A 21,110-nucleotide genomic window follows, 5' to 3' on the forward strand; every position below is an offset into this window, starting at 1 on the left:
ACCTCCCTCGGTAATCACAAGTCCCAAAACAAAAAGAGCCGCTAAAAAGCGGCTCTTGATTTTCAAACTATTCGAATCAGTTCAGATTACTCTTTACCGAATACGTTGTTCTCTTGCTCTTGTACACGGATGAAAGTCGTACGCTTAGTTAGCTCTTTAAGCTTTGCTGCGCCTACGTATGTACAAGTTGAACGTACACCACCAAGGATGTCCGAAATTGTGTTGTGAACTGAACCACGGAACGGAAGTAAAACAGTTTTACCTTCCGCAGCACGGTACTTAGCAACACCACCTGAGTGCTTGTCCATAGCCGACTGTGACGACATTCCATAGAACTTCATGAATTGCTTACCGTCTTGCTCTACAACTTCGCCGCCTGACTCAGAGTGACCTGCTAGCATGCCGCCTAGCATTACGAAGTCAGCACCGCCGCCGAACGCTTTAGATACGTCACCCGCACATGAACAGCCACCGTCACCGATGATCATGCCGCCAAGGCCGTGTGCTGCGTCGCCACACTCGATGATTGCAGAAAGTTGAGGGTAACCTACGCCTGTTTTAACACGTGTAGTACAAACAGAACCAGGGCCGATACCAACCTTAACGATGTCTGCGCCAGCTAGGATTAGCTCTTCAACCATGTCACCCGTTACAACGTTACCAGCAGAGATAACTTTAGTCGGGAATTCAGCTCGTACTTTTTGTACATACTCAACTAGGTGCTCTGAGTAGCCGTTAGCGATATCAATACAGATAAATACGAATTCGTCGCTAAGCGCCATGATTTGCTTAGTTTTCTCAAACTCAGCTTCAGAAGTACCTGTTGAAACAAATACGTTGTTCAGCGTTTTCTTGTCTGCTGTTTTTGCGAACTCAGCCCACTGCTCTACTGTGTAGTGCTTGTGTACTGCAGTCATAACACCGTGCTCTGCTAGAGCAGCTGCCATTTCAAAGCTTGCTACCGAATCCATGTTCGCTGCAATTACTGGAGTACCAGACCATTGACGACCGCTATGCTTGAATGTAAAATCGCGGGTTAATTCAACTTGAGAACGGCTTTTAAGGGTAGAACGCTTCGGACGGAAGAGTACATCTTTGAAACCTAACTTAAGTTCTTGTTCGATACGCATGATAATTTGTCCTGTAATCATATTACGTGTCGTGCGTTTTCGGTAAGCGTTGGCAGACGCTTTACTGAGTTTCGGACACAAAAAAACCGGAGCGTTGGCAGACGCTCCGGTTTTCAGCATTATAGGCTGTGATTTACTAACAGCAAGTCTGATATTTCATTTTTTTTTGTGCTATCCTCTCAAAGATTCCATATCTGGTAAAAGCTTCCCGCCCGTCATTTCCTACTAAATTCATAGTAATTAATAACTTAACAACATATTCACGCAAACGCTGTCGGTTTATTGCGCAAACGTTTCCCTTGCAAATTCGGCGAAAAAATCTTCGATAAGGCAAATTTGTGAAAAAAGTGCCCTTTAATCACATAAAAATCACACTTTTCTTGAATCAAAAAATGCGTTTTTTCTTAAATAATTTCATTTTTTCTGACTTTTTTCGCTTCGAGTGCCGATCTCAGCCCTCTTTCATTAGCCCTGAAATTTATAAAGTACAAAGGCAAGATCGATTAGCACGTTCGAAACTTGGATGAGCGGGGTAAAGTCCACAAAATATGGCAGGTTAGATGCGCTTATTTATGAGAACCCAGCGGATACAAGCCGCTGTTGATAGAGCCTAACAACAACTCGACTAAAGTTAACGAACACGGAACGCCTTTCTTTAGTTCGAACTCATTACTACAGGATCAGATACAAAAATGGCCAAGGGGATTAACCTTGGCCATTTTTATTTGGTTTTCAGAGTGCTCTTATAAGGCGATTCAATTTTCACTTTAAGGTACGTCAAGCCTTTTTCTGAGACATCAGAGCTTCAGCAGTCGCATCTTGAATCGACAAGAACAAGGATGTCACTTGCCCAGTTGGAGAACGCATCGGGTTTAGCGTCACGTTCTGATACATGAAATCAGCTTGTTGGGTTACTGGCCTAACGTTACGACATTTAAACAGATAAGGCCTTTGTTGCCACGTTATGAAGCTACGGCAGCCTAGGTCATAAACCGGTTTTGTTTTAAGCCTAAACCACTCTTCAGGAATTTCAGGGAATAACTCAAAGATCGACTTACCGATCGCATCATGCGATTGCTTACCGCTATGGTGCGTCATGAAGCCATTCCAAACTTGTACCTGAAAGTCACGGTTAATGACCACCAGCCCCATATCGACGTTTTGAACCATGTCTACCATCCAGTGGAACTGTTCAAATTCAGCAGGAAGATTCAACATATTAAAACTCCTCCATTAGGTAGGCCAATTTGTTATCTAGAAGAGGCAGAGACTCATCAACAAACATAAATAGAAGGTCACAACGGATGGACGTGCCGTCGATGTTGTAGCTGACTTCGAACGTCATGGTCTTTTTAAATGAGCCGCTGGTATTTTCAATCACCGAATCAATCGAGATGTGTTGACCTAGCAGCACAGGAGAGCTCTGAAAGAAACGAACTTCTGATTGCTCCCCTAACCCATTCAAGAAAGAGCCGACTAAGATGTTCGATACATCCATCAACAACTCTAATTCTTCTAGCTGCTCGCTTTCTGTTGGCACCTTCATGAGCTTCTTAAGATCGCTCACACTGGAATCACTCAACAAAACTAGCGCTTCACCTGCAATGCCTTCTCCACTAAAGCCTTGGCAAACACCCGACACTTGGTCGTTATCCGCTAGGTCACGAAGTGCCATGTGCAATTCACTCACTTCGAAGATGTTAACGTTCGGCAGCGGTAGGTGAACAAACACATTAAAGTGACGAGCCAGTGCATCAGCGGCACGGCCTATCGCTACGTTCGCGACTTCCATATAGATATCGCGTCTGCGCAGTATTGGCAGTTCTAAAGCGGTTGGGGTAATGATTTGAGGTTGTTTTGGCGGCTCGACATGCTCACGTAAAATGGCTTTTAGCGCTTCTTTATCGATCGGCTTTTGCAAAAATGCTTTGGCGCCAAGATCCAGCACCTTCTGTTGTGCTTTTGGTTGTATGTCACCAGAAACAACGACAACTGGCGTGGTATCGCCTAAACGTTGCATCTCTTCCAATGTGCCATAGCCGTCTAATTCCGGCATGGTTAGGTCGAGGAACATCAATTTGAATTGGTTTTTAGCGAGCTCTTCAAGTGCATTAAGCCCATGAACAGCAAAAGTTATATCTGCATTTAGAGAACTAGGCAGTGACCGAGCCATCTGCTTCCTTGCTAACGCAGAATCATCACATATAAGAACTGGGAACGACATAAATGCACCACTGACAAATTAAAGCTAATTCGACCGAGTGTAACAGAACATTATGGTATCAGGTACGGGGTGAATGGATTTATGTGCAGATTATTAGTAAGAATGATGAAACAGGTGGGTAAGCTATTATTTCGCATTATTCTTCATGAAAAACAATATGCTACAAAGGTAATAGCCAATCCTTGCTGTTGAGTAATAGCACTATTATATTTAACAGCAGCCTTAACAAGCGGGTTTATTAAGGCTCGACTGACTCATTCATTGAACGGCTTTATGTAGCCATGATAGAGAGCTATCCAACAAAGCTAATGCAAGAGAACTAGAACTGATATGAAGGCCATAAAATCAGTAATGCGAAACGTATGATCACAGCAAATACCAACAACGCGATCCCCAGGCGATACCATTTGTATTCGGCGATGTTCATTGGGATACGCTTGTAGAACATCGTAATCACGCCTTTCCAATCGCTACTGCGTCTTCCGTACTGCATCATGCTCGTCAAAACAAACAGTGCGCCAAGCACTAACATTCCTTTTTCAGCCCAGAACAATCCAACTTCCATTTGTGTATTCCTTGATAAAACGGTGAGCAACTCAAATCATTCTAGTCACCTTTTAGCTCGGTTTCTGTAAGACCAAGGTCTAAATTACGAAGTACGCAATTCAGGGCTTATAGGTCATTGTTGGTAATTGATAGTTCTCGGTCAGCAATACAACGTTTATCGTTCAAGGTTCCATGGTAAAGGCGAGCATCACAAGCAAATCACGTATAAGCATGATTCGACAAATCTGGAGATTGGTTGTTCTTTTGAATGACACGCATCAATTGGATAAGCAGCAGAATACCTGTCACGCCTAAGCCAACACCGATTCCGCCCCAAATCCCTGCCAATTCGAACTTAGGCATCAAATACCAAGCCGCAGGCAAGCCAAATACCCAGTAACCGATGGCAGTCATCACGGTTGGCATAGAGACAATCTTCATGCCTCTTAGCAGGTTAATCGCCAGTAGCTGCCAAGCATCAACAATAAAGCACAAAGCAACGACCCAAATCACAGAAGCCAGTAGTGAAGTCATAGCACCCGTGCCATCGTCTAACTTGAAGATAGAAGCGATCATCTCAGGCCATATAATGAACACGGCCGACAACGCCACACTCAACACCGACACCAATATGAAGCTTTGAATCGAGGTTCTTTTTATTCCTTCGTAGTTACCCGCGCCAAAATCACGACCAACCAAAATCGCCGCAGCTTGTGAGAAGCCGAAATTGAAGTTCCAAGTAAAGCTTAAGCATTGCAGCAGGATTTGGTGCAGAGCTAGCGAAGCAATACTGATCGTGCCCGCCATTAAGGTGCCACCGTAAATCAAGCCATGCTCAAGTAAAGCTGCCAAGCCGATAGGTAGACCCATCAACAACAATGGGCTCATCAGCTTGATGGAGTACTCTTCTGTATTTAGCCAAGGGGCGAACTGCTTAAACTCGTCACGCTTAAATACCCAAACCGTATATCCAACCATCACGATAAATGCCGCGATAGCCGTACCAAGCCCTAAACCTGTTAAGCCCATGTCTAATTGGAAGGTGAGAAAGTAGCTGACTGGCACATTCAGAATTACGGTGATAATCGACATCACAAGAATGGAGCGCACGTTGCCAAACGCACTGGTTAAGCCACGAAGCACCAACAAGATAAGCGAAGGCAACATCACCCACTTCAAAGCATGGACATATTCCATGGCTAAAGTGATCACTTCTGGTGGCTGTTTGGCTGCTTCTAATACCAACGGAGCAAACCAGAAGCTGGCCATTAAGGTCACGCTGAGCACGAATGCCAACATGGTTGCGCCTTTCACCGCCAATCTGATTTGTGTATTACCAAACTCAGGGCGAGCGACGCGCTGACCATAAGCGATCGCAATCAAGTTAGCGACACAACCCACGGTGCTGCTCGCAATAATGAAGATAAAAAAGTAGATAGAGGCGCCTAAGCCACCAGCCGCAAGGGCTGACACACTGATACGCGACATCATCCAAACATCAGTAAGGACTAAAGCCATAGAGATCAGCTGTGAAATGATCAAAGGGAATGCAAGAGTGAGTATTTTTTTCATGAGCGCCTCAGGTAATTTCGCCCAAAATACGATCGATGAGACTAGCGTTCAATTGATAAATTTGCGACTCTAACATTCCATAAACTCATGCGAACGAATTATGACCCCATATCCTAGCTTGCCATCATCACATAATGGCTTAAAAGCCTTTGAAGCTGCCGCAAGGCTGATGAGCTTTACTCTGGCTGCCGAAGAGCTGCATGTGACACAAAGTGCGATCAGCCGACAGATCAAACAGCTTGAAGATGAGTTAAACGCATCACTGGTTATTCGTAAGCATCGAGCCATAGAATTAACGGTACAAGGTCATGATTTGTATGTGGCTTTGCGAGAAAGCTACGGTAATATCGAAGCTGTTATCGCCTCTTGGAGTGAGCCCAAGCAGAAGCGTATCGTGATCAAAGCGACTCTGAGTTTCGCGACGCGAGTATTGATCTCCAAAGTTCGGGAATTAAACGAGCGTTATCAAGATCATGAGATAGTCATTGTTCCTGTGATTGAGGAAGACGAATCGATTAATAGTAGTGAGTATGATCTACTGATCTTCCACACGCGTTTCAAAAAACGCTATGACAAGGCACCTGACATTACCTTCTTGCGTGAAGAGTTCATGGCGCCGGTTTGCTCTACTAGTTTAACCACCAAAGACACCGACCTTGATTCAATCTTAACCTTGCCAAGGCTGCATCCAACCTTAGATCATCACGACTGGAAAGTGTGGTTGGCCGATGTTGAATTCCCACCAAAGAAACCTGTCAGAAATACCAGCTTCTTGTCTTTAGATATGGCGCTCAGTGCCTGTCTATCCGGTGAAGGGGTTACGGTCACGGATCTGTTGTTAGTTCAACAAGATCTCCAACGAGGCTTCTTGTACTGCCCTAGAAATGCAAAAATCCAACACAGTGCTTGGACTTACTTCATGCACCAGCGTAGTCACACGCCTATCATCAACGACCTTATTGAATGGCTTAGAGAAGAGACAACAAAAGAGATCGAGTTGCTGAAAGTACTCGCACAGCAATATCAATGGTTTGGTGTAATAGAACAGGACAAAGACTTTGGTCGGCTCTTCTAAACTAAGTTATGATTCCTTTTCCCTCAGCCTATTGATATTTTTATGTCTTCTTTCTCTTTTTCACAAATCCCTGTTGGGGTTCGGTTCATGATCCTCTCCGCTTTTGGATTCGCACTGATGTCAGCTTGTGTGAAATACATCAGCAATTATGGCATTCCTGTATTCGAAATCGTTGCAGCAAGAGCGTTGGTGTCTTTGATCATCAGCTACATCGACGTAAAACGAAAAGGCATTTCGATCTGGGGTAATAACAAACCTTTGTTGTTTGTTCGTGGCGCAGTAGGTACTGCAGCACTGATGTGTGTTTACTACGCTGTAACCACTCTTCCGTTAGCAGAAGCGACCATTCTACAATACGTACATCCGGTCTTTACCGCGTTGCTCGGTGTGTTGTTCCTGAAAGAATGTGTCCAGAAATCGACCATGATCTGCATTGCGTTCTGCCTAGCTGGGCTATTAGTGATGGTACAACCAAGTATGAACAGTGGCGCGAGCAGCGAGTTACCGCTATTTAGCATTATGGTGGCGTTATGTGGCGCATTTGGTAGCTCAATTGCTTATGTGATTGTGAGAAAACTTAGCCAAACGGAAGATAGCTCAGTCATCATCTTCTACTTCCCACTGGTTGCTCTGCCAATATCGACAGTCCTTATTTGGAACGACTTTGTATGGCCAAGTCTATTCTTAACCGTGATGCTCGTGTTAGTCGGTATTTTCACTCAGATAGGCCAATACGGTTTGACCAAAGCGATGCAGACTCAAGCGGCGGGTAAAGCTTCGGCTTACTCATACGTCCAGATTGTCTTCTCGGCACTGTTAGGCGTGTGGATCTTTAATGAAATTCCATCGGTTTGGACTTATCTAGGCGGTGGCCTGATTGTGACTGGCGCGCTGATTAATGTGTTTGGCAAACAACTGTTGGTGCCTTTTAAGGCTAAATAAACAACCCAACAACTGAGCTAAACATCAGCTAAATAATCAGCTATTGCATAGACCTAAAAAGGGCATTGCGGATTATTCCACAATGCCCTTTTCTATAAATGCTCTCTAGCGCGCTTTCATTCAGCTAACCAACTTTAACAAAGCGGCGTATTACGTAACTAACTCGTGGCATTTCGTAACTTAGGATCATCACTCAAATACTCAACAAACTCGATCTCAAAGCCTGCAGGATCCACAAAGTAGACATTTTTTCGATAAGGTTCTTCGGCACCGGGTTTGGCAATTGGAAAGCCCGCATCAACAAGGCGTTGAGTGACACTTTCGATATTATTGGTCACATAAGCGAAGTGTGCGAGACCAACAGAATGCCCAGCCAAATCTCTATTTTCACCTTCACCGTGATCACTTATTGCTATGTATTGGTACTCGTCGCCAAAATGCAGCCAGTTACGTGGCTTACCTGACCACTCCCCTTTTCCCTCATCACGGACATACCAATGAGGGAACGCCGCTTTATAGAAAGCCAGCATTTCTGGGATATCTTTTACCACTAAATTCACATGTTCAAGTTGGATCATTCTTCTCTCCTTAAAGTATTCTCGTAAGCAACGTTGCATATCCTAATACCTCAAGTTAAGTTGAGGTAAAGCACTAATTTGCATTTATTTCGAGAACGTCTTTAGAGCCCAAATTGTCGTATTTTATGCGATATAAGCTTTAAGTTTAGACGACCTAATCCAATGTGACTCAACTCAACCACAAGAGTTAGCAAACCCATGGTGTATCACTGAGATAAGACGACCCAACAACTGCTTCTTGCTCAATATATACACACATTAATATCCCCTTACTGACTGATACATCAAGTTACAATTCGATTTCATATTAGCCAACAACACTGATCTGGGTTAATAAACTGGTTTCACAATAACCTTATTTTTATTGGGGTCAGATAATTAATAAAAAGGAAGTTAAAGTGAAAAAATTATTAGCACTTGGTATCGCAGCGGTAATCTCGGCTCCAGCAGTAGCCGACCACAACACAATCAATGGTATGGATTTTGGTCCACTCGCAAAGTTAGTCGGCACATGGAAATCAGTCGAAACTGGCGGCGTTGATATTTCTCCAGGCCAAGAAGGCACAGAAGTGGGTGCAGGTGGTCCCGCGGTTACACCATTCTATGAAGTAATGACGTTTGAGGTTGCGGCAGATGCAACCAATGCCAGCGATCAATATCTGGTTGCTCTGTACTACAAACAAGAAGTATTCAGAAAGGCCGACGACTCTAAGTTCCACGATCAACGTGGCTACTTCATCTACGACCAAAAAAATCAGGTCGTCTACAACTCTTACTGCGTACCACGCACCACATGTGTCACCGCAGAAGGCCCTGCTGGCGATACAATGACGTTAGTTGCGTCTAAGCGTGGCATCGCTGAGTCCGAATACATGACGGACAACGCAACCACCACGGGCTTCACGATGAACATTAGCATTTCAGACGATACGCTGACGTACTCTCAAACAACAGGCTTAGAGATCTACGACAACGCATTTGCTCATACAGATTCAAGCACTCTAATTAAAGTGAAGTAGATTCAAATACAAACGCCTTTCACAGCGAAGTGAAAGGCGTTTTTCTGTTGTACTTGTAACAACAAACAAGTTTAACTAGATTGTGTATCAACCTTGGCGTAACGGTTGGCTAGCACTGCACAGTAAAAGATCTGAATCGGGTGATAAAGCATGATTGGTAGTAATATCATCCCTAGATTAGGGTTGTGAGCAAAGATCACCTTAGCCATAGGAATACCTGCCGCTAAGGTCTTCTTAGTACCACAGAATACTGCCGCGACTTCATCTTGATGATTGAATCCAACCTTTCGGGCACTCCATTGAATGCCGTGTACCATCACCATCAATACCACTAAACAAATCACCGCTGACAGCAACAACAGCATTGGTGAAAAGTCGCTCCAAATACCGTGTTCAATAGAGTCACAGAAAGCACTGTAGACGATCAGAAGTATCACGTATTTATCTAACTTATTGACCACTGACTTGTGTTTCTGAGTCCATTCAAAAAGTAACGGGCGCATCAACTGGCCGACAATCATTGGCAATAGCAGCATTTTAGATATAGAGATCACCGATTCCATCAGGTTTAGCTCTGCACCTTCCAACCCCATAAAGAGCTGGATCAGTAGAGGCGTAATGAACACGCCTAAAATACTAGAAAGTGATGCATTGAATATCGCACCCGGTAGGTTTCCTTTTCCAATCACCGTCATCGCGACCGAAGACGAAATCGTACTCGGTAATACGAAGAGGTAACAGAAACCAAAGGCCAGAGCTGCTGGCATATAAGCGACAAAGCCTTGCCCGAATATCACCCAAAGCAGTGGGTAAACTAAGAATGTCGCGCTTTGTACAAAAACATGCAGCTTCCAATTCGAAAGCCCCTCAAGAATGGCTTTGGGAGACAAACCCAAACCGTGTAAGAAAAACACCAAAGCGATGCCGAGAACAGTCACCGTATCGAGATGAAGTACCCCACCCGATTTGCCCCAATCCGGCGTAAAAACAGCAACGACCATAGCCACCACCATCCCTACAAGAAACCATTCCTTTTTCAGTTTTTCTATCATGTTGACACGCACTTTCTGTAGATTCCATTTCAGCCAATAACAAGGCTCCGATGCTATTTATCCTATCGACTCTAATTTTAATTAACCACCATAAACGCAAATTAAGCTCGTCTTTATCTTGAGGGTTAACGTTGTTATTCGAGTTTGTTACGCACGCTTCGCTCTGGATTGAACAGATGTATGGAATGATGATGAAATATTAGAAAACAGCGGTTTATCGAGAAGGTAAGACCCTTTCAGTGATCGGGGCACAGAGGTAAGCCGTAAGGATATGAAAGAAAGACGTAGGCAATCTAAACACCAAAGATCAGCCTATTCTCAAAGATGACGCAGCGGGAGTAACACATGGACAACAGAATCACCATTATTGAATTTCTCAGAGTATTTGAGTTTATTCGCTCTTCCGGTGAGCAACGGGACAACAAATATCTAGTTGGCGAAATGACGGCTTGGCATGATTACGACGGTTACACCTGTTGGCTAAGCTATAAAGACGTCACGGTGACGCTGATGTTTCACGGTTCGCTAAAAATTGAGTACGACAACGCTTCAAATTACTCTGAATTTATTGAGCATTGTATGGGTATGCTTGCCACTGAACCTTCTCCATAAAACGCGAACAGACTAACGGCTAACGGCTAACGGCTAACGGAGACAATCATGAACGAAACGGCTTCATTGCTTAAGCGAAGACACCCTTTTTGGCTAGTACTCAGCCTCTCCTTTTTATGGTCTCAAGTATCTGTAGCAGGCATAGGTATGATTGATTTTATACAACCGAACGAACACAAGAATTGGACAGCGACCAACGACGATGTAATGGGTGGCATCTCAACGGGCGGGCTCATTTATCTTGATAATATGAGTCGATTTAGGGGCGAGCTATCGTTAGAAAATAATGGGGGTTTCAGTTCTATAAAGCGCTCCATTGAATCACCAGCCCATGAAATAGACAACGCAGAGCTAGTATTCGTTGGTGATGGTCGCACCTACCAACTGAGGTTCACAACTTCAAAGGACGGCAATCGAGTTCAATACAAACATGAGTTCGATACCATTAAGGGACAGCAGCTTAACAAGGTGTTCCACTTCAATGATTTTCAAGCGGTGTTCAGAGGTCGACTACTGAACGATACGCCGGAACTTAGGGCACAAGACATCAAACAAATCGGCTTTTTGATTGCAGACAAACAGGCATCGCCTTTTGAGCTAGACCTAATACAGCTTCACTTCAAAACATCGAAACCTATCATATCACCAGAAGCTAATTAAACTGACTAAACTGAAAACAAACAAAAGCCCCTGATACCTTTTGACTAGCAATAAGATATCAGGGGCTTCTTCTTTTTAAACCGTCAACGATTCAAAACAACAGCGGATTAAAGCATCAGCAATTAGTATTTGATGGCTGTTTTACCAATCGAGGCACTGCTTTCAATACGTTGGTGTGCATCTTTAAATGTATCCACACTAAAGCCATTTAGGGTCGAGGTTAGCGTCGTTTTAATACGACCCGCATCAATCAGATTCGCGGCTTGGAATAGGATGTCTTGCTGCTTCTGGATATCTTCGGTGTTAAACAGTGAACGTGTAAACATCAGCTCCCAAACAAAGCCCGCTGATTTGCCTTGCAGCGCTGATAAGTCAATGCCACCGTCAAATTCAACAATCGAACTGATCATGCCTTGCGGTGCAATCAACTCAACCATCGCATCCCAGTGCCCTTTTGTGTCTGCAACATTGAAGATGTAGTCGACATGTTGAATGCCTTGCTCTCGCACAGACTCGACAAGGTTACGGTGGTTCACCACATAATCCGCCCCCATATCCCTTACCCACTGTTCAGTTTCAGGTCTTGAAGCTGTTGCGATAACATTTAGGTTGGTCAGTTGCTTAGCCAGTTGAATCGTAATTGAACCAACGCCGCCCGCTCCACCAATGATCAGGATAGACTTTTTCTCTTCAGGACGAACACGCAAGCGGTCAAACAACGCTTCCCATGCTGTAAGCGTCGCTAGTGGCATAACGGCTGCAGCTTCATCAGAAAGGCTCTTAGGCGCTTTAGCGGTAATACGGTAGTCCACAGCTTGGTATTCTGCGTTAGCCCCCATGCGTGTTACGTCACCCGCATAGTACACACGGTCACCGACTTCGAAGCCTTCAACGTCAGCACCTTTACCAACAACTTCACCGACTGCGTCATAGCCCAGCACTTTTGGCTGCTCAAGAGTTTTGTCTTTGGCATTACGAATACGAATTTTAGCGTCAGCAGGATTGATAGAAGTCGCGCTCACTTTTACCAGCAAGTCATTATTTTTTAGTTCTGGCAGACTCGTTTCAAACTCAAATAAACTGTCTTGCTCTGTAATCGCAAGTGATTGAGTAAATCCGATAGCTTTCATTTTTGATGGTACTGACATGATACTTCTCCTTAAATTCGATAATTGAATCTTAGAGAATTCTCGCTTTAGATAAACAGCCTAACATTTGAATTATTATCAAATTATTTTTGATAATAAGATGTATATGCGCAGGAAAAATACTAAGATTAGCAATTTGAAAATGCCTAATTTATGGGTAACCGAACAACCGATTCAAGGTTCAGAACAGGGAAACGAAATGCTTCTTGAAGACTTACAGGTCATTTTGAAAGTGGCGGAGTTTCGCAGTATCACCGCTGCAGCCACCAACCTCGATATGCGTACTGCCACAGCAAGTGCAGCGGTAAAACGTGTTGAAGCGGCACTAGGTGCGGAGTTATTTGTAAGAACCACGCGCCACCTAAGGCTTTCTTCAGCTGGCGAGCGTTATTTACCGGAATGCGAACAAGCCTTAAAGATGTTGGAGCAAGCGAAGCTCAACATGCGCGAAGAGCTTGGTATTCTTGACGGTGAAATTCGCATAGCGCTTTCATCAGATCTAGGACGCAACCTAATCACACCTTGGTTAGATGAGTTCTTGCTTGAATACCCAAAGGCGACGCTTCGCACTAGCATCAGCGATAGCAATATCGACTTCTACCGAGATTCCGTCGATATGGCGCTGCGTTACGGCTCTCCGACCGATGCGAACATGTATGGTTTCAAGATATGCGATGTGCCGAGGATATTGTGTGCGGCTCCTGAATACTTGGCTGAAATGGGCACACCAAAACACCCGAGTGACTTAGCTCAGCACAATGGTTTGCTTTACCAACTCCATGACATGTTGCAAGACGAGTGGGTGTTTAACGATGGTACTCAAGATCATAAAGTGAAACTAAAAGGAAATCGCGCTTCGAACGACGCAGACCTTGTAAGACGTTGGTGTATCGCAGGTAAAGGGGTGGCAATAAAATCTTGTCTAGACATGTCTCCTCACCTGCTTTCAGGCGAAGTGGTTAAAGTTATGCCTGAATTTAAGCCGACACCTACCGAGCTGTGGTTAGTGTGTCCAAGTCGTCAATCCATCACCCCTACTGTGCGTCTACTGAGAGATTTATTCAGAGAGAAGACCGCTGAGATCCTTTCGCAACTGAGCAAACAAGGCATCATAGAAAGCACAACATCTTAAGATTGAATGCCGCTTAAAGATAAGAAACAGAGAGACAAAAAAGGCGTTAGCGAACTCAATTCGCTAACGCCTTTCATCATTAGAACATCATAGCTTCATGATGAACCTTAATAAGAGTACTTAGTTTAATACTCTTAATACAAGAGCTTAGTTTGACTCGTCTTCAACATCGCAGTCTGCACAGCACTGAAGAGCAATCTCATGTTCGAAGGTGATAGTGTCTTTACCATCTTCTACTAGCTCTGCGATTTCGTCTGCCACTTCTTTTTCATCATCCGCTTCGATTCCGCTTTCTAATTCTTCTTCTGAATAACCAAAGAAGTTAAGCAGTAAGTACTCGCGAGCTTCTTCTTTCGTGCAAACCACGTCTGCAGAAAGATCAGGAGTAACCTCGCCTTGTGCAAGTGTCGCTGTCACTTGTGCGATAGCATCGTCTTTCATCGCAGGCGTTAACCAACCAAGATCAGTACTTACTGTCGTTTTTTTACAGTCGAAGCAAGGCAGTTGGTGAAAGTAGTATTGAAAGGTAGTCATAGGTAAATTCTTCTTTAAATGTTGTATAGCGAGATTATGCGCGTTTTGTAGCAAAATACTATCTCAATCACAACCTGAAACCGCTTCATGCTGAGTATTTTTACCAGCGCCGCGCAAGCTGATGTGATCATCCTATAAAAGCGCTGTTTTACCCATGCTTACTCAGCTTTACGCTTGTTTACATTTGTACGGGTAATATATGCCTTATCAGATAACAAGCGTGGCACCTCACAAATATTTGGGTCATTGCTTAGCTTCATCGCTCCAGCTGTTAGCTATGAGATCACGGCTTACTTAGCTACTTAGCTCGGATTTGTTTGAAATAGCTTTGTTTTCAATTAACTTACTTGCACTTGGCTTATTTTGAACCACGCTTATTTAAATCAGCCCTTCTCGGATACCCAATCAATGATCATCACAAAATATCAAGCCCTTGCCCTTTCATCAGTTGCTTTGCTCGTTATAGGTTGCTCTCCATCATCAGATACACCCTCGGTCAGTAACATCAATGATTACCAAGGCTCAGCGAGTATTACTCAAGGGTTGACGACCACCGTTGAATCGAACCTCTTTGAGTGTGCAAACGGACGTAGCCGAGTGGCGGGCGTTGGGGAAATTACGGACTCAGAAGGAAAGGTTTGGACGGTTCCAGCCAAGAACAACTTTGCGACAGGGCCAAAAGCCTTTGATCTTTATGAAGAGTGCTCAAACACCACACCAAGCAGCCTAGCCGAAGTCGATCAAAGCTCTGTACCTGTAGCGATAGTGGATCAAGACGGTGAGGAAATAACAGGCTATATTTTTGCCGATAACTATTTCGAACTTTATATCAACGGCAAGTTAATCGCGGTAGACACCGTTCCTTTCACACCGTTTAACTCAAACATCGTCAAATTTAAGGTGAAGAAGCCTTACACGATTGCCGTGAAAGTGATTGATTGGGAAGAAAACCTAGGTCTTGGCAGCGAAGATAACCGCGGAAAGGCATACCACGCTGGTGATGGTGGCTTTATCGCGAGCTTTAGTGACGGAACCGTGACAGGACCAGACTGGCAAGCACAAACCTTTTATACCTCTCCGATTTATGACCTGACTTGTTTGAGTGAAGTGGACGGGAAGCGTCTTTCTGAAAGTTGCACCACGGAAGGAACTGACCACGGTCAAGATGCCTACGCCGCTCATTGGGAAACACCAACCAACTGGATGAACCAAGAGTTCGATTCAACATCTTGGCCTCAAGCATCGGTATATTCAGAAGACGATATTGGCGTGAACAATAAAAAAGCGTACATGAACTTTATCGAAAAATTCAGTGGTGCTGGCGCAAGCTTTATCTGGTCGACAAATGTCGTTCTCGATAATGAAGTGATACTGAGATACGAAGTTAAGTAGCTTTATTCCTTTGTAAGCAAGCCCAGTCACGAGTATGACTGGGCTTACTACTCAAACAGCTTGCTGATGTTTCTAATTCACAGCGAACCTGATCCTAATCTTGGGTCGTTTGATTACGACGAAGTTTGCGAAGCCTTGCTTGCTCCACGCGACTTAGCTTTGTAATTGTGTAACCAGCAACAAAACAACCCGATGCACAAACCCCAAAATGCACTGCCGATCCCCAGTAAATTGGTGCCAGAAGCAGTGAATAAGAAAGTAAGCAGTGCAGGCTCTCGATAGTGGGTGTCTGCCATCGAAACAGCTAAACAATTCATCAAGGTCGGCATCACCGCTAAGCCAGCAACCGCAATGACAATCTCGGAGGGCACAGCGCTAAACAGCGACACAAATGACATCCCCATCACGCCAGCTAACAAGTAAAACCCGCCCATACAGATCCCCGCCATGTAACGTGTCTTTGGATTACTATCCGCATTCGGGCCCATACAAATAGCGCCCGTAATCGCTGCAAGGTTATACGCAAAACCGCCAAATGGTGCGAAGATCAAACCTGTCACCCCAGTGGTAGTAATGATCTTCGATGAATCGACTTGGTATCCGTTCGCTTTTAGAACCGCAAATCCCGGTAAGTTCTGTGAAGCCATCGTCACTATAAACAATGGGATACCGACACTGAACAACGAAAAGAACTCAAAATCGGGCGTAATGAACACCGGGGTCGTTAATCCCATAGTTACCTGACTAACATCGAGTTTGCCAAAACCCACACACATGACCAGTGCGATGATGAAAATGCTTGGGATCAGTAAATTTCCTAACCGCGCTTTCGCCAGAATAAATACAGCAAGCATGACCGCTACGACTTGTGCCTCTTCCATTAGCGACGTGAACAAACCCAAACCGAATTGCAATAGAATCCCCGCGAGCATCGCAGAGGCAATCGATGTTGGGATCTGTTTTAGGACTTTCTCAAATATCCCCGCTAATCCAACTAACGTGATCAACATCGAACTGAACAAAAACACGGCTACAGCCTGATTCATTGTCAGCCCTTCAAGCGATGTGATTAACAACGCCGCTCCAGGCGTCGACCACGCTGTAACCACAGGCTTCTTGTAATGAAACGAGAGCAGTATTGTGGTTACGCCCATGCCAATTCCCAACGCCCAAAACCATGACGCCACTTGTTCTTCGGTTGCTCCAGCACTCATTGCCGCTTGGAAAATAATCGCCGCAGCGCTCGCATAACCAATGAAAACAGCGATAAAGCCGGTACTGACGTGAGAAAATTTTAGCTTAGTCATGTTAATCTCTTCTTGCGTGCGTTATAACGTCCATAGACCAAACCTAGCACTGTGCGCTATAACGCACAACTTATTTGTAAAAACTTTTAGAGAAAATATGCAAACAGAAATTAAAGTTGGCGTTAACTTGAAACGCCTTCGCCAAGAAAAAGGCTGGAGCTTAGACAAAACAGCGAAAGAAACTGGCGTGAGCAAAGCAATGCTAGGACAAATTGAACGTGGAGAATCCAGCCCGACAGTCGCTAAGCTTTGGCAGATAGCTTCTGGGTTCGAGGTGTCACTTTCGAATTTTATCGCGGCTAGCCCAAACAGTGAACTGACGAGTTTATTCAGAGATGCAAACGAACTAAGACATGAGGAATACAACATTGGCTTTTTCGTCAGTTTGTTGTTTCCTTTTGAGGAAGCACTAGGATTTGAAATATTCGAACTCACCCTAGCACCCGATTACCAGCATGAATCCGCCCCACATAACGCAGGCGTCACTGAGCACATCTTATGCATTTCAGGAGAGATGGCCGTGATGTTTGATGATGAGTGGCATACGTTACGCGCAGGACAAGCCGTTCGCTTCAATGCCAACCAGACCCATGCCTACAAAAATATCGGTGAAGGAAACGCCGTATTTCATAATGTGATTCACTACCCTAATAACAAGCAATAGTGCCGGATTTGGTGCTAACGGATGTTTAGCTCTAACCGGATGTTCAGCGCTAACGAAAGAGCTGGCAGACCACTGGCTGTTACTAACTTAAAGCGACTATACGTTGACGACCATACTGCCATCTTCGGCTTGATAACGAGCCCATAGTTGAGAGAGGTTTTCTTTATTAAGCTGTATCTCTTTTTCTTTCAGAAACGTTTCGTTGTGCAGCTTCGAATATGAGCGCTCAGCAAGGTCACAGCTAAATGTAACGATGGTTTTCCCTTTCCCCATTCTAGCCGCAGCGTATAGCGCACCTGCTACGTTCAACGACGAACTGCTTCCTAGAAGAATACCGTCATGTTCCGCAACAAGGCGGGATATCGTCACCAAATCCTGATCGGGAAGCGTGATGGCACGATTGATTTTTGCCTGCCTGAAATTTTCAACCGTTCGCATGATCCCTATGCCTTCCGTGAACGAACTTCCCGTTGATTGATAGTGTCCATTACGTAGAAACGAATAAATGCCGGACCCATTTGGGTCAACTAACCAAGTTTCGAGATTGGGTTGCTGCTCAGATAGATAGTGTGAGTTTCCGGCAATGGTTCCACCCGTCCCCACCACTGAAACTAGAGCATCAATATTCCCCTGTGTTTGCTGCCAGATCTCAGGTCCAGTATTTAAATAGTGCGCTCGATAATTACTGAGATTTTCAAACTGATCTGCCCACCAATAACTCTCATTTTCGACACCAATCCGCTTAGCCGTGTGGTAAAAATGTTCAGGGTTTGCAAAAGGACAAGGGTCGACCAATAACAGTTCAGCATTATAAAGCGAGATCATGCGCTCTTTCTCTTGTGCCTGCCCTTTTGGCATCACCACCAACATTTTGTAACCAAGGGATTTAGCGACCAGAGCAAGTCCTATTCCCGTATTACCAGCAGTACCTTCAACGATTGTCATTCCCGGCTTAAGCTTACCGGCTTCTATTGCATCCATAACCAACTGAAGTGCCGCTCTATCTTTAATCGAACCACCCGGGTTCTGGTGTTCGCACTTAATAAGAATCTCACAACCTGATATCTCTGAAAGACTGTTGATTCTAACAAGATCGGTATCGCCAATCAGTTCACTGAGATTGTTTGCAATATGGGCAGATGACATCGCGACTCCATTTATTTGTTGAGGATAAGTTTGTTCATCGATTGGGTTGTCGATGATCATAAGCGTAGCTCTGGGGTCTGCTTAGTCAAGAAGTGCCGAAATTGAAAAGACTCTCATTTTCCAAATAACAATTATAATTAGAGGCGACCGATTAGATTGAGGGCAAAAAAATGTTTCTAAAAGAGAAAAAGAGCGGTGACCTCGTTGATGTAACTGAAATGACCAAATTAACCAACTTATTTCAAGACAGTATCGAAGGTCGGTTTCAAGCAGGCGAAGAACAGCAAGACCCTGAGATGTTTAAAAAGTCCGAACTGATGTTTATGTCAGGGGAAGAGTTACCTCGATGCTGGACAGATCCAAACTACCGCTCAGGGACTAAATAACCTTAGCGCTTCCAGAGCACCCGATGAGTCGCAATTTAAGCTCTGTTCTAAAACTGTTTCACGATCGCCTTGTAGGCTATCCCCCTGTTAAAACATTCAGACGCATCTTTACTAGACACAAAAAGCGAGCCACTTGGGCTCGCTTTTGATTGTCTTTTTCTTGCTTAGACTTCAGTTCAGATTACAGAAGTTCTACCGACTGTTGAGCAATCACGAATTCTTCGTTGGTTGGCAAGCTATTATAATCGCACCTATTAACACGGGTTTGTCGAGTAGACGACACTTGTTACCAAGTGTCGCCCCTCTATGAACCGTACGTGCAACTTTCACTGCATACGGCTCAAGCCTCCACTAAGGCATCATTGATACCCAGCAACTTATAACGCAGTCGGGACAGGCTCTTTCCAAGAGTTACGAGCTAGCCTTTTAGATTTTCTCTTCACCAAATATTCTTGGTATTGAGGGTCAAAAGGGGTCGCTGCATTCCTGATTTTTACGTGTCGCTCGATGGGCACTTTAGCTATTTGGAACAGATTGAAGTGACAGTCCATGTCCATGATTTTCTGCCAACCGTGAAATTGCCACTGGCCTTTGCGATTGAGAAAATACTTATGAACAACCCAGTCTTTGGACTTGGTTGGATGACGTCTAACTGCCCAGTGCCATAACGCTTGGAATAGTTTGTGGCCGACATACCCGAATACTTGTTTAGCAACACAGTGGCGATAGTAATTCGCCCACCCTCTAAGTTTCGGATTTATCAACTTGATAAGATCGTTAACAGGGATGGTTGCGTGCTTTTTAATAAGTTCACGTAGATTTCTAAGGAATAACAGCGTGTTAGATTTGCTCGGTTTAATGAGCAATTTCCCTTTGTACTTCCTGTGATTGAAACCCAGAAAGTCAAAGCCATCATCAATATGAGTGACCTTCGTTTTCTCTTCGGAGAGGGTTAACCCTCTTTCTGCCAGAAAGTCAGCAATCAACGGTTTGATATCGTTCACTAGCACTTCCTTTGAAGAGCAGGTGACCACGAAATCATCCGCATAACCAATAAAGTTGGCCCTAGCACCCATTTTCAGAGCTGTAGATTTTATTTGTTGCTCTATTCCCGCGAGAGTCATTAGCATCAAGGTTGGAGATATTATTCCACCTTGAGGTGTACCCTCATCGGTATCATAGAACAGACCCTTATCCACATAGCCAGACTGTAACCATTGCTCTAACATACGTTTATCTACCGTGATATTGTCCATAAGCCATTGATGCCCGATTTTGTCGAAGCAAGCCTTAATATCTCCCTCAAGAACCCATTTCGCTGATCGCTTTAGAGCCAAACATTTGAAACACTGACTGACGGCGTCAGCCGTACTGCGATTTGGCCTAAACCCATAGCTATTGAGGTCGGCAAACGTTTCGGACACTGGTTCTAATGCTAGAAGGTGGAGGGCTTGCGGCTCAGTTGATTGACTGCTTTCATACGGCGTACATCTGTGTTCCAGGTGACACCGTCTATTCCAGACGTTTTACTGCCTTTATTCTGAGAGACTCGCTTAACCGCAAGAAGCTTAGCTGAGCGAGAATGAGTCAAGAGCCACTGTAAGGACTTCACCTTACCGTATTTCTTTTCTCTCGTTGCTTTTGCGATACGCATTTGAAGCTTCAATACGTGTGCTTCAACGGATTTCCAGTCGATGGACTGCCATTGAGCGCCGTCAGAAGATGCACTAATCTCTTTCGAGATCACCATTTGCTTTTCTCCTTGAATAAAGTTCTTCAAATTCTCTCGCAATGGGAGACCAGTCGGAAGTGGGCTCACTTTCGTGATCAGACATAAGTCTGTATCTGCATCATTACAATGCAGCTTTCGCTTTTTCCGACCTCCTATACCTGCATCACTATCGGCCACAAAGGCTTTCCCAAAGGGAGTGATACAGGCTTACCCTGTTCCGTATGTTACGTAAAATGTCAGCTTAGATGCCCACTATAGA

At 44.5% G+C, this 21,110-nt stretch carries 20 protein-coding genes and 1 pseudogene; 9 read left to right on the forward strand and 12 right to left on the reverse strand.

The features are described 5' to 3' along the window. Nucleotides 1-86 precede the first annotated feature (86 nt). From AB4263_RS21575 to AB4263_RS21595, 5 genes are all read right to left on the reverse strand, one after another. A complete protein-coding gene (locus tag AB4263_RS21575) occupies nt 87-1,130 on the reverse strand; it encodes a GMP reductase (protein WP_017062429.1) in 1,044 nt (347 codons plus the stop codon). Nucleotides 1,131-1,907: 777 nt separating this feature from the next. Beyond that, nucleotides 1,908-2,348 (reverse strand): PAS domain-containing protein, encoded by a 441-nt coding sequence (locus tag AB4263_RS21580; RefSeq protein ID WP_017062430.1) that lies wholly within the window; start codon nt 2,346-2,348, stop codon nt 1,908-1,910. A 1-nt stretch (nt 2,349) separates the two neighbouring features. Further along, nucleotides 2,350-3,354 (reverse strand): response regulator, encoded by a 1,005-nt coding sequence (locus AB4263_RS21585; RefSeq protein WP_029236531.1) that lies wholly within the window; start codon nt 3,352-3,354, stop codon nt 2,350-2,352. 319 nt (nt 3,355-3,673) lie between these two features. After that, on the reverse strand, nt 3,674-3,919 hold the full coding sequence (locus AB4263_RS21590) for a hypothetical protein (protein WP_010430578.1): 246 nt from the start codon (nt 3,917-3,919) through the stop codon (nt 3,674-3,676). 200 nt (nt 3,920-4,119) lie between these two features. Next, entirely contained in the window at nt 4,120-5,472 is a 1,353-nt protein-coding gene (locus AB4263_RS21595; protein ID WP_017062432.1) for an MATE family efflux transporter, read from the reverse strand. 100 nt (nt 5,473-5,572) lie between these two features. On the opposite strand from AB4263_RS21595, the gene AB4263_RS21600 reads away from it, so the two are divergent. Together AB4263_RS21600 and AB4263_RS21605 are read left to right on the forward strand one after the other, a co-directional pair. Beyond that, entirely contained in the window at nt 5,573-6,547 is a 975-nt protein-coding gene (locus AB4263_RS21600) for a LysR family transcriptional regulator (RefSeq protein WP_017068435.1), read from the forward strand. A gap of 42 nt (nt 6,548-6,589) precedes the next feature. Continuing rightward, entirely contained in the window at nt 6,590-7,489 is a 900-nt protein-coding gene (locus tag AB4263_RS21605) for a DMT family transporter (protein WP_372098873.1), read from the forward strand. Nucleotides 7,490-7,647: 158 nt separating this feature from the next. On the opposite strand, the gene AB4263_RS21610 is transcribed toward AB4263_RS21605, so the two are convergent. Then, the gene (locus tag AB4263_RS21610; RefSeq protein ID WP_017072063.1) at nt 7,648-8,067 is read right to left on the reverse strand and encodes a VOC family protein; all 420 of its coding nucleotides are present in this window, start codon (nt 8,065-8,067) and stop codon (nt 7,648-7,650) included. A gap of 398 nt (nt 8,068-8,465) precedes the next feature. On the opposite strand from AB4263_RS21610, the gene AB4263_RS21615 reads away from it, so the two are divergent. Further along, a complete protein-coding gene (locus AB4263_RS21615) occupies nt 8,466-9,086 on the forward strand; it encodes a heme-binding beta-barrel domain-containing protein (RefSeq protein WP_017062436.1) in 621 nt (206 codons plus the stop codon). A 71-nt stretch (nt 9,087-9,157) separates the two neighbouring features. Here AB4263_RS21615 and AB4263_RS21620 read toward each other — a convergent pair whose 3' ends face one another. After that, nucleotides 9,158-10,138: a bile acid:sodium symporter family protein gene (locus tag AB4263_RS21620; protein ID WP_032545880.1), complete on the reverse strand. Its 981-nt coding sequence runs from the start codon at nt 10,136-10,138 to the stop codon at nt 9,158-9,160. Between the two features lie 345 nt (nt 10,139-10,483). Here AB4263_RS21620 and AB4263_RS21625 point away from each other — a divergent pair, with 345 nt between their 5' ends. Both AB4263_RS21625 and AB4263_RS21630 read left to right on the forward strand, forming a co-directional pair. Further along, entirely contained in the window at nt 10,484-10,750 is a 267-nt protein-coding gene (locus AB4263_RS21625) for a DUF3081 domain-containing protein (protein ID WP_017068432.1), read from the forward strand. 48 nt (nt 10,751-10,798) lie between these two features. Next, on the forward strand, nt 10,799-11,410 hold the full coding sequence (locus AB4263_RS21630; RefSeq protein ID WP_372083560.1) for a CIA30 family protein: 612 nt from the start codon (nt 10,799-10,801) through the stop codon (nt 11,408-11,410). A gap of 122 nt (nt 11,411-11,532) precedes the next feature. Here AB4263_RS21630 and AB4263_RS21635 read toward each other — a convergent pair whose 3' ends face one another. Then, entirely contained in the window at nt 11,533-12,558 is a 1,026-nt protein-coding gene (locus AB4263_RS21635; protein ID WP_372098874.1) for a zinc-binding alcohol dehydrogenase family protein, read from the reverse strand. Nucleotides 12,559-12,757: 199 nt separating this feature from the next. On the opposite strand from AB4263_RS21635, the gene AB4263_RS21640 reads away from it, so the two are divergent. Beyond that, on the forward strand, nt 12,758-13,690 hold the full coding sequence (locus AB4263_RS21640; protein WP_059017350.1) for a LysR family transcriptional regulator: 933 nt from the start codon (nt 12,758-12,760) through the stop codon (nt 13,688-13,690). Nucleotides 13,691-13,837: 147 nt separating this feature from the next. On the opposite strand, the gene AB4263_RS21645 is transcribed toward AB4263_RS21640, so the two are convergent. Next, nucleotides 13,838-14,224, reverse strand: coding sequence for a hypothetical protein (locus AB4263_RS21645; protein ID WP_017068428.1), 387 nt, complete (start codon nt 14,222-14,224; stop codon nt 13,838-13,840). 408 nt (nt 14,225-14,632) lie between these two features. Between AB4263_RS21645 and AB4263_RS21650 the strand changes: the two genes are divergently transcribed. Further along, nucleotides 14,633-15,616, forward strand: a complete 984-nt coding sequence (locus AB4263_RS21650; RefSeq protein WP_372098875.1) for a hypothetical protein — start codon at nt 14,633-14,635, stop codon at nt 15,614-15,616. 113 nt (nt 15,617-15,729) lie between these two features. On the opposite strand, the gene AB4263_RS21655 is transcribed toward AB4263_RS21650, so the two are convergent. Further along, on the reverse strand, nt 15,730-16,923 hold the full coding sequence (locus AB4263_RS21655; RefSeq protein ID WP_102398491.1) for a benzoate/H(+) symporter BenE family transporter: 1,194 nt from the start codon (nt 16,921-16,923) through the stop codon (nt 15,730-15,732). A gap of 97 nt (nt 16,924-17,020) precedes the next feature. Here AB4263_RS21655 and AB4263_RS21660 point away from each other — a divergent pair, with 97 nt between their 5' ends. Beyond that, nucleotides 17,021-17,587: a helix-turn-helix domain-containing protein gene (locus tag AB4263_RS21660; RefSeq protein WP_017064371.1), complete on the forward strand. Its 567-nt coding sequence runs from the start codon at nt 17,021-17,023 to the stop codon at nt 17,585-17,587. A 96-nt stretch (nt 17,588-17,683) separates the two neighbouring features. Here AB4263_RS21660 and AB4263_RS21665 read toward each other — a convergent pair whose 3' ends face one another. After that, on the reverse strand, nt 17,684-18,733 hold the full coding sequence (locus AB4263_RS21665) for a cysteine synthase A (protein ID WP_102320367.1): 1,050 nt from the start codon (nt 18,731-18,733) through the stop codon (nt 17,684-17,686). 170 nt (nt 18,734-18,903) lie between these two features. Here AB4263_RS21665 and AB4263_RS21670 point away from each other — a divergent pair, with 170 nt between their 5' ends. Next, nucleotides 18,904-19,119 (forward strand): hypothetical protein, encoded by a 216-nt coding sequence (locus AB4263_RS21670; RefSeq protein ID WP_017067490.1) that lies wholly within the window; start codon nt 18,904-18,906, stop codon nt 19,117-19,119. Nucleotides 19,120-19,496: 377 nt separating this feature from the next. On the opposite strand, the pseudogene AB4263_RS21675 reads toward AB4263_RS21670, so the two are convergent. Then, nucleotides 19,497-20,869 (reverse strand): annotated as a pseudogene (locus AB4263_RS21675) (reverse transcriptase domain-containing protein). Nucleotides 20,870-21,110: the final 241 nt, after the last annotated feature.

The sequence above is a fragment of the Vibrio sp. 10N.261.55.C5 genome, assembly GCF_041470505.1.
In the GTDB taxonomy this organism is placed as follows: Bacteria; Pseudomonadota; Gammaproteobacteria; order Enterobacterales; family Vibrionaceae; genus Vibrio; species Vibrio crassostreae_C.

Excerpts from the sequence above, each read along its gene's own strand:
- AB4263_RS21585 (WP_029236531.1), bottom strand. The coding sequence starts at position 3,354 with ATGTCGTTCCCAGTTCTTATATGTGATGATTCTGCGTTAGCAAGGAAG.
- AB4263_RS21600 (WP_017068435.1), top strand. The coding sequence starts at position 5,573 with ATGACCCCATATCCTAGCTTGCCATCATCACATAATGGCTTAAAAGCC.
- AB4263_RS21610 (WP_017072063.1), bottom strand. The coding sequence starts at position 8,067 with ATGATCCAACTTGAACATGTGAATTTAGTGGTAAAAGATATCCCAGAA.
- AB4263_RS21635 (WP_372098874.1), bottom strand. The coding sequence starts at position 12,558 with ATGTCAGTACCATCAAAAATGAAAGCTATCGGATTTACTCAATCACTT.
- AB4263_RS21660 (WP_017064371.1), top strand. The coding sequence starts at position 17,021 with ATGCAAACAGAAATTAAAGTTGGCGTTAACTTGAAACGCCTTCGCCAA.
- AB4263_RS21575 (WP_017062429.1), bottom strand. The coding sequence starts at position 1,130 with ATGCGTATCGAACAAGAACTTAAGTTAGGTTTCAAAGATGTACTCTTC.
- AB4263_RS21605 (WP_372098873.1), top strand. The coding sequence starts at position 6,590 with ATGTCTTCTTTCTCTTTTTCACAAATCCCTGTTGGGGTTCGGTTCATG.
- AB4263_RS21620 (WP_032545880.1), bottom strand. The coding sequence starts at position 10,138 with ATGATAGAAAAACTGAAAAAGGAATGGTTTCTTGTAGGGATGGTGGTG.
- AB4263_RS21640 (WP_059017350.1), top strand. The coding sequence starts at position 12,758 with ATGCTTCTTGAAGACTTACAGGTCATTTTGAAAGTGGCGGAGTTTCGC.
- AB4263_RS21595 (WP_017062432.1), bottom strand. The coding sequence starts at position 5,472 with ATGAAAAAAATACTCACTCTTGCATTCCCTTTGATCATTTCACAGCTG.
- AB4263_RS21655 (WP_102398491.1), bottom strand. The coding sequence starts at position 16,923 with ATGACTAAGCTAAAATTTTCTCACGTCAGTACCGGCTTTATCGCTGTT.
- AB4263_RS21590 (WP_010430578.1), bottom strand. The coding sequence starts at position 3,919 with ATGGAAGTTGGATTGTTCTGGGCTGAAAAAGGAATGTTAGTGCTTGGC.
- AB4263_RS21645 (WP_017068428.1), bottom strand. The coding sequence starts at position 14,224 with ATGACTACCTTTCAATACTACTTTCACCAACTGCCTTGCTTCGACTGT.
- AB4263_RS21650 (WP_372098875.1), top strand. The coding sequence starts at position 14,633 with ATGATCATCACAAAATATCAAGCCCTTGCCCTTTCATCAGTTGCTTTG.
- AB4263_RS21630 (WP_372083560.1), top strand. The coding sequence starts at position 10,799 with ATGAACGAAACGGCTTCATTGCTTAAGCGAAGACACCCTTTTTGGCTA.
- AB4263_RS21580 (WP_017062430.1), bottom strand. The coding sequence starts at position 2,348 with ATGTTGAATCTTCCTGCTGAATTTGAACAGTTCCACTGGATGGTAGAC.
- AB4263_RS21665 (WP_102320367.1), bottom strand. The coding sequence starts at position 18,733 with ATGTCATCTGCCCATATTGCAAACAATCTCAGTGAACTGATTGGCGAT.
- AB4263_RS21625 (WP_017068432.1), top strand. The coding sequence starts at position 10,484 with ATGGACAACAGAATCACCATTATTGAATTTCTCAGAGTATTTGAGTTT.
- AB4263_RS21670 (WP_017067490.1), top strand. The coding sequence starts at position 18,904 with ATGTTTCTAAAAGAGAAAAAGAGCGGTGACCTCGTTGATGTAACTGAA.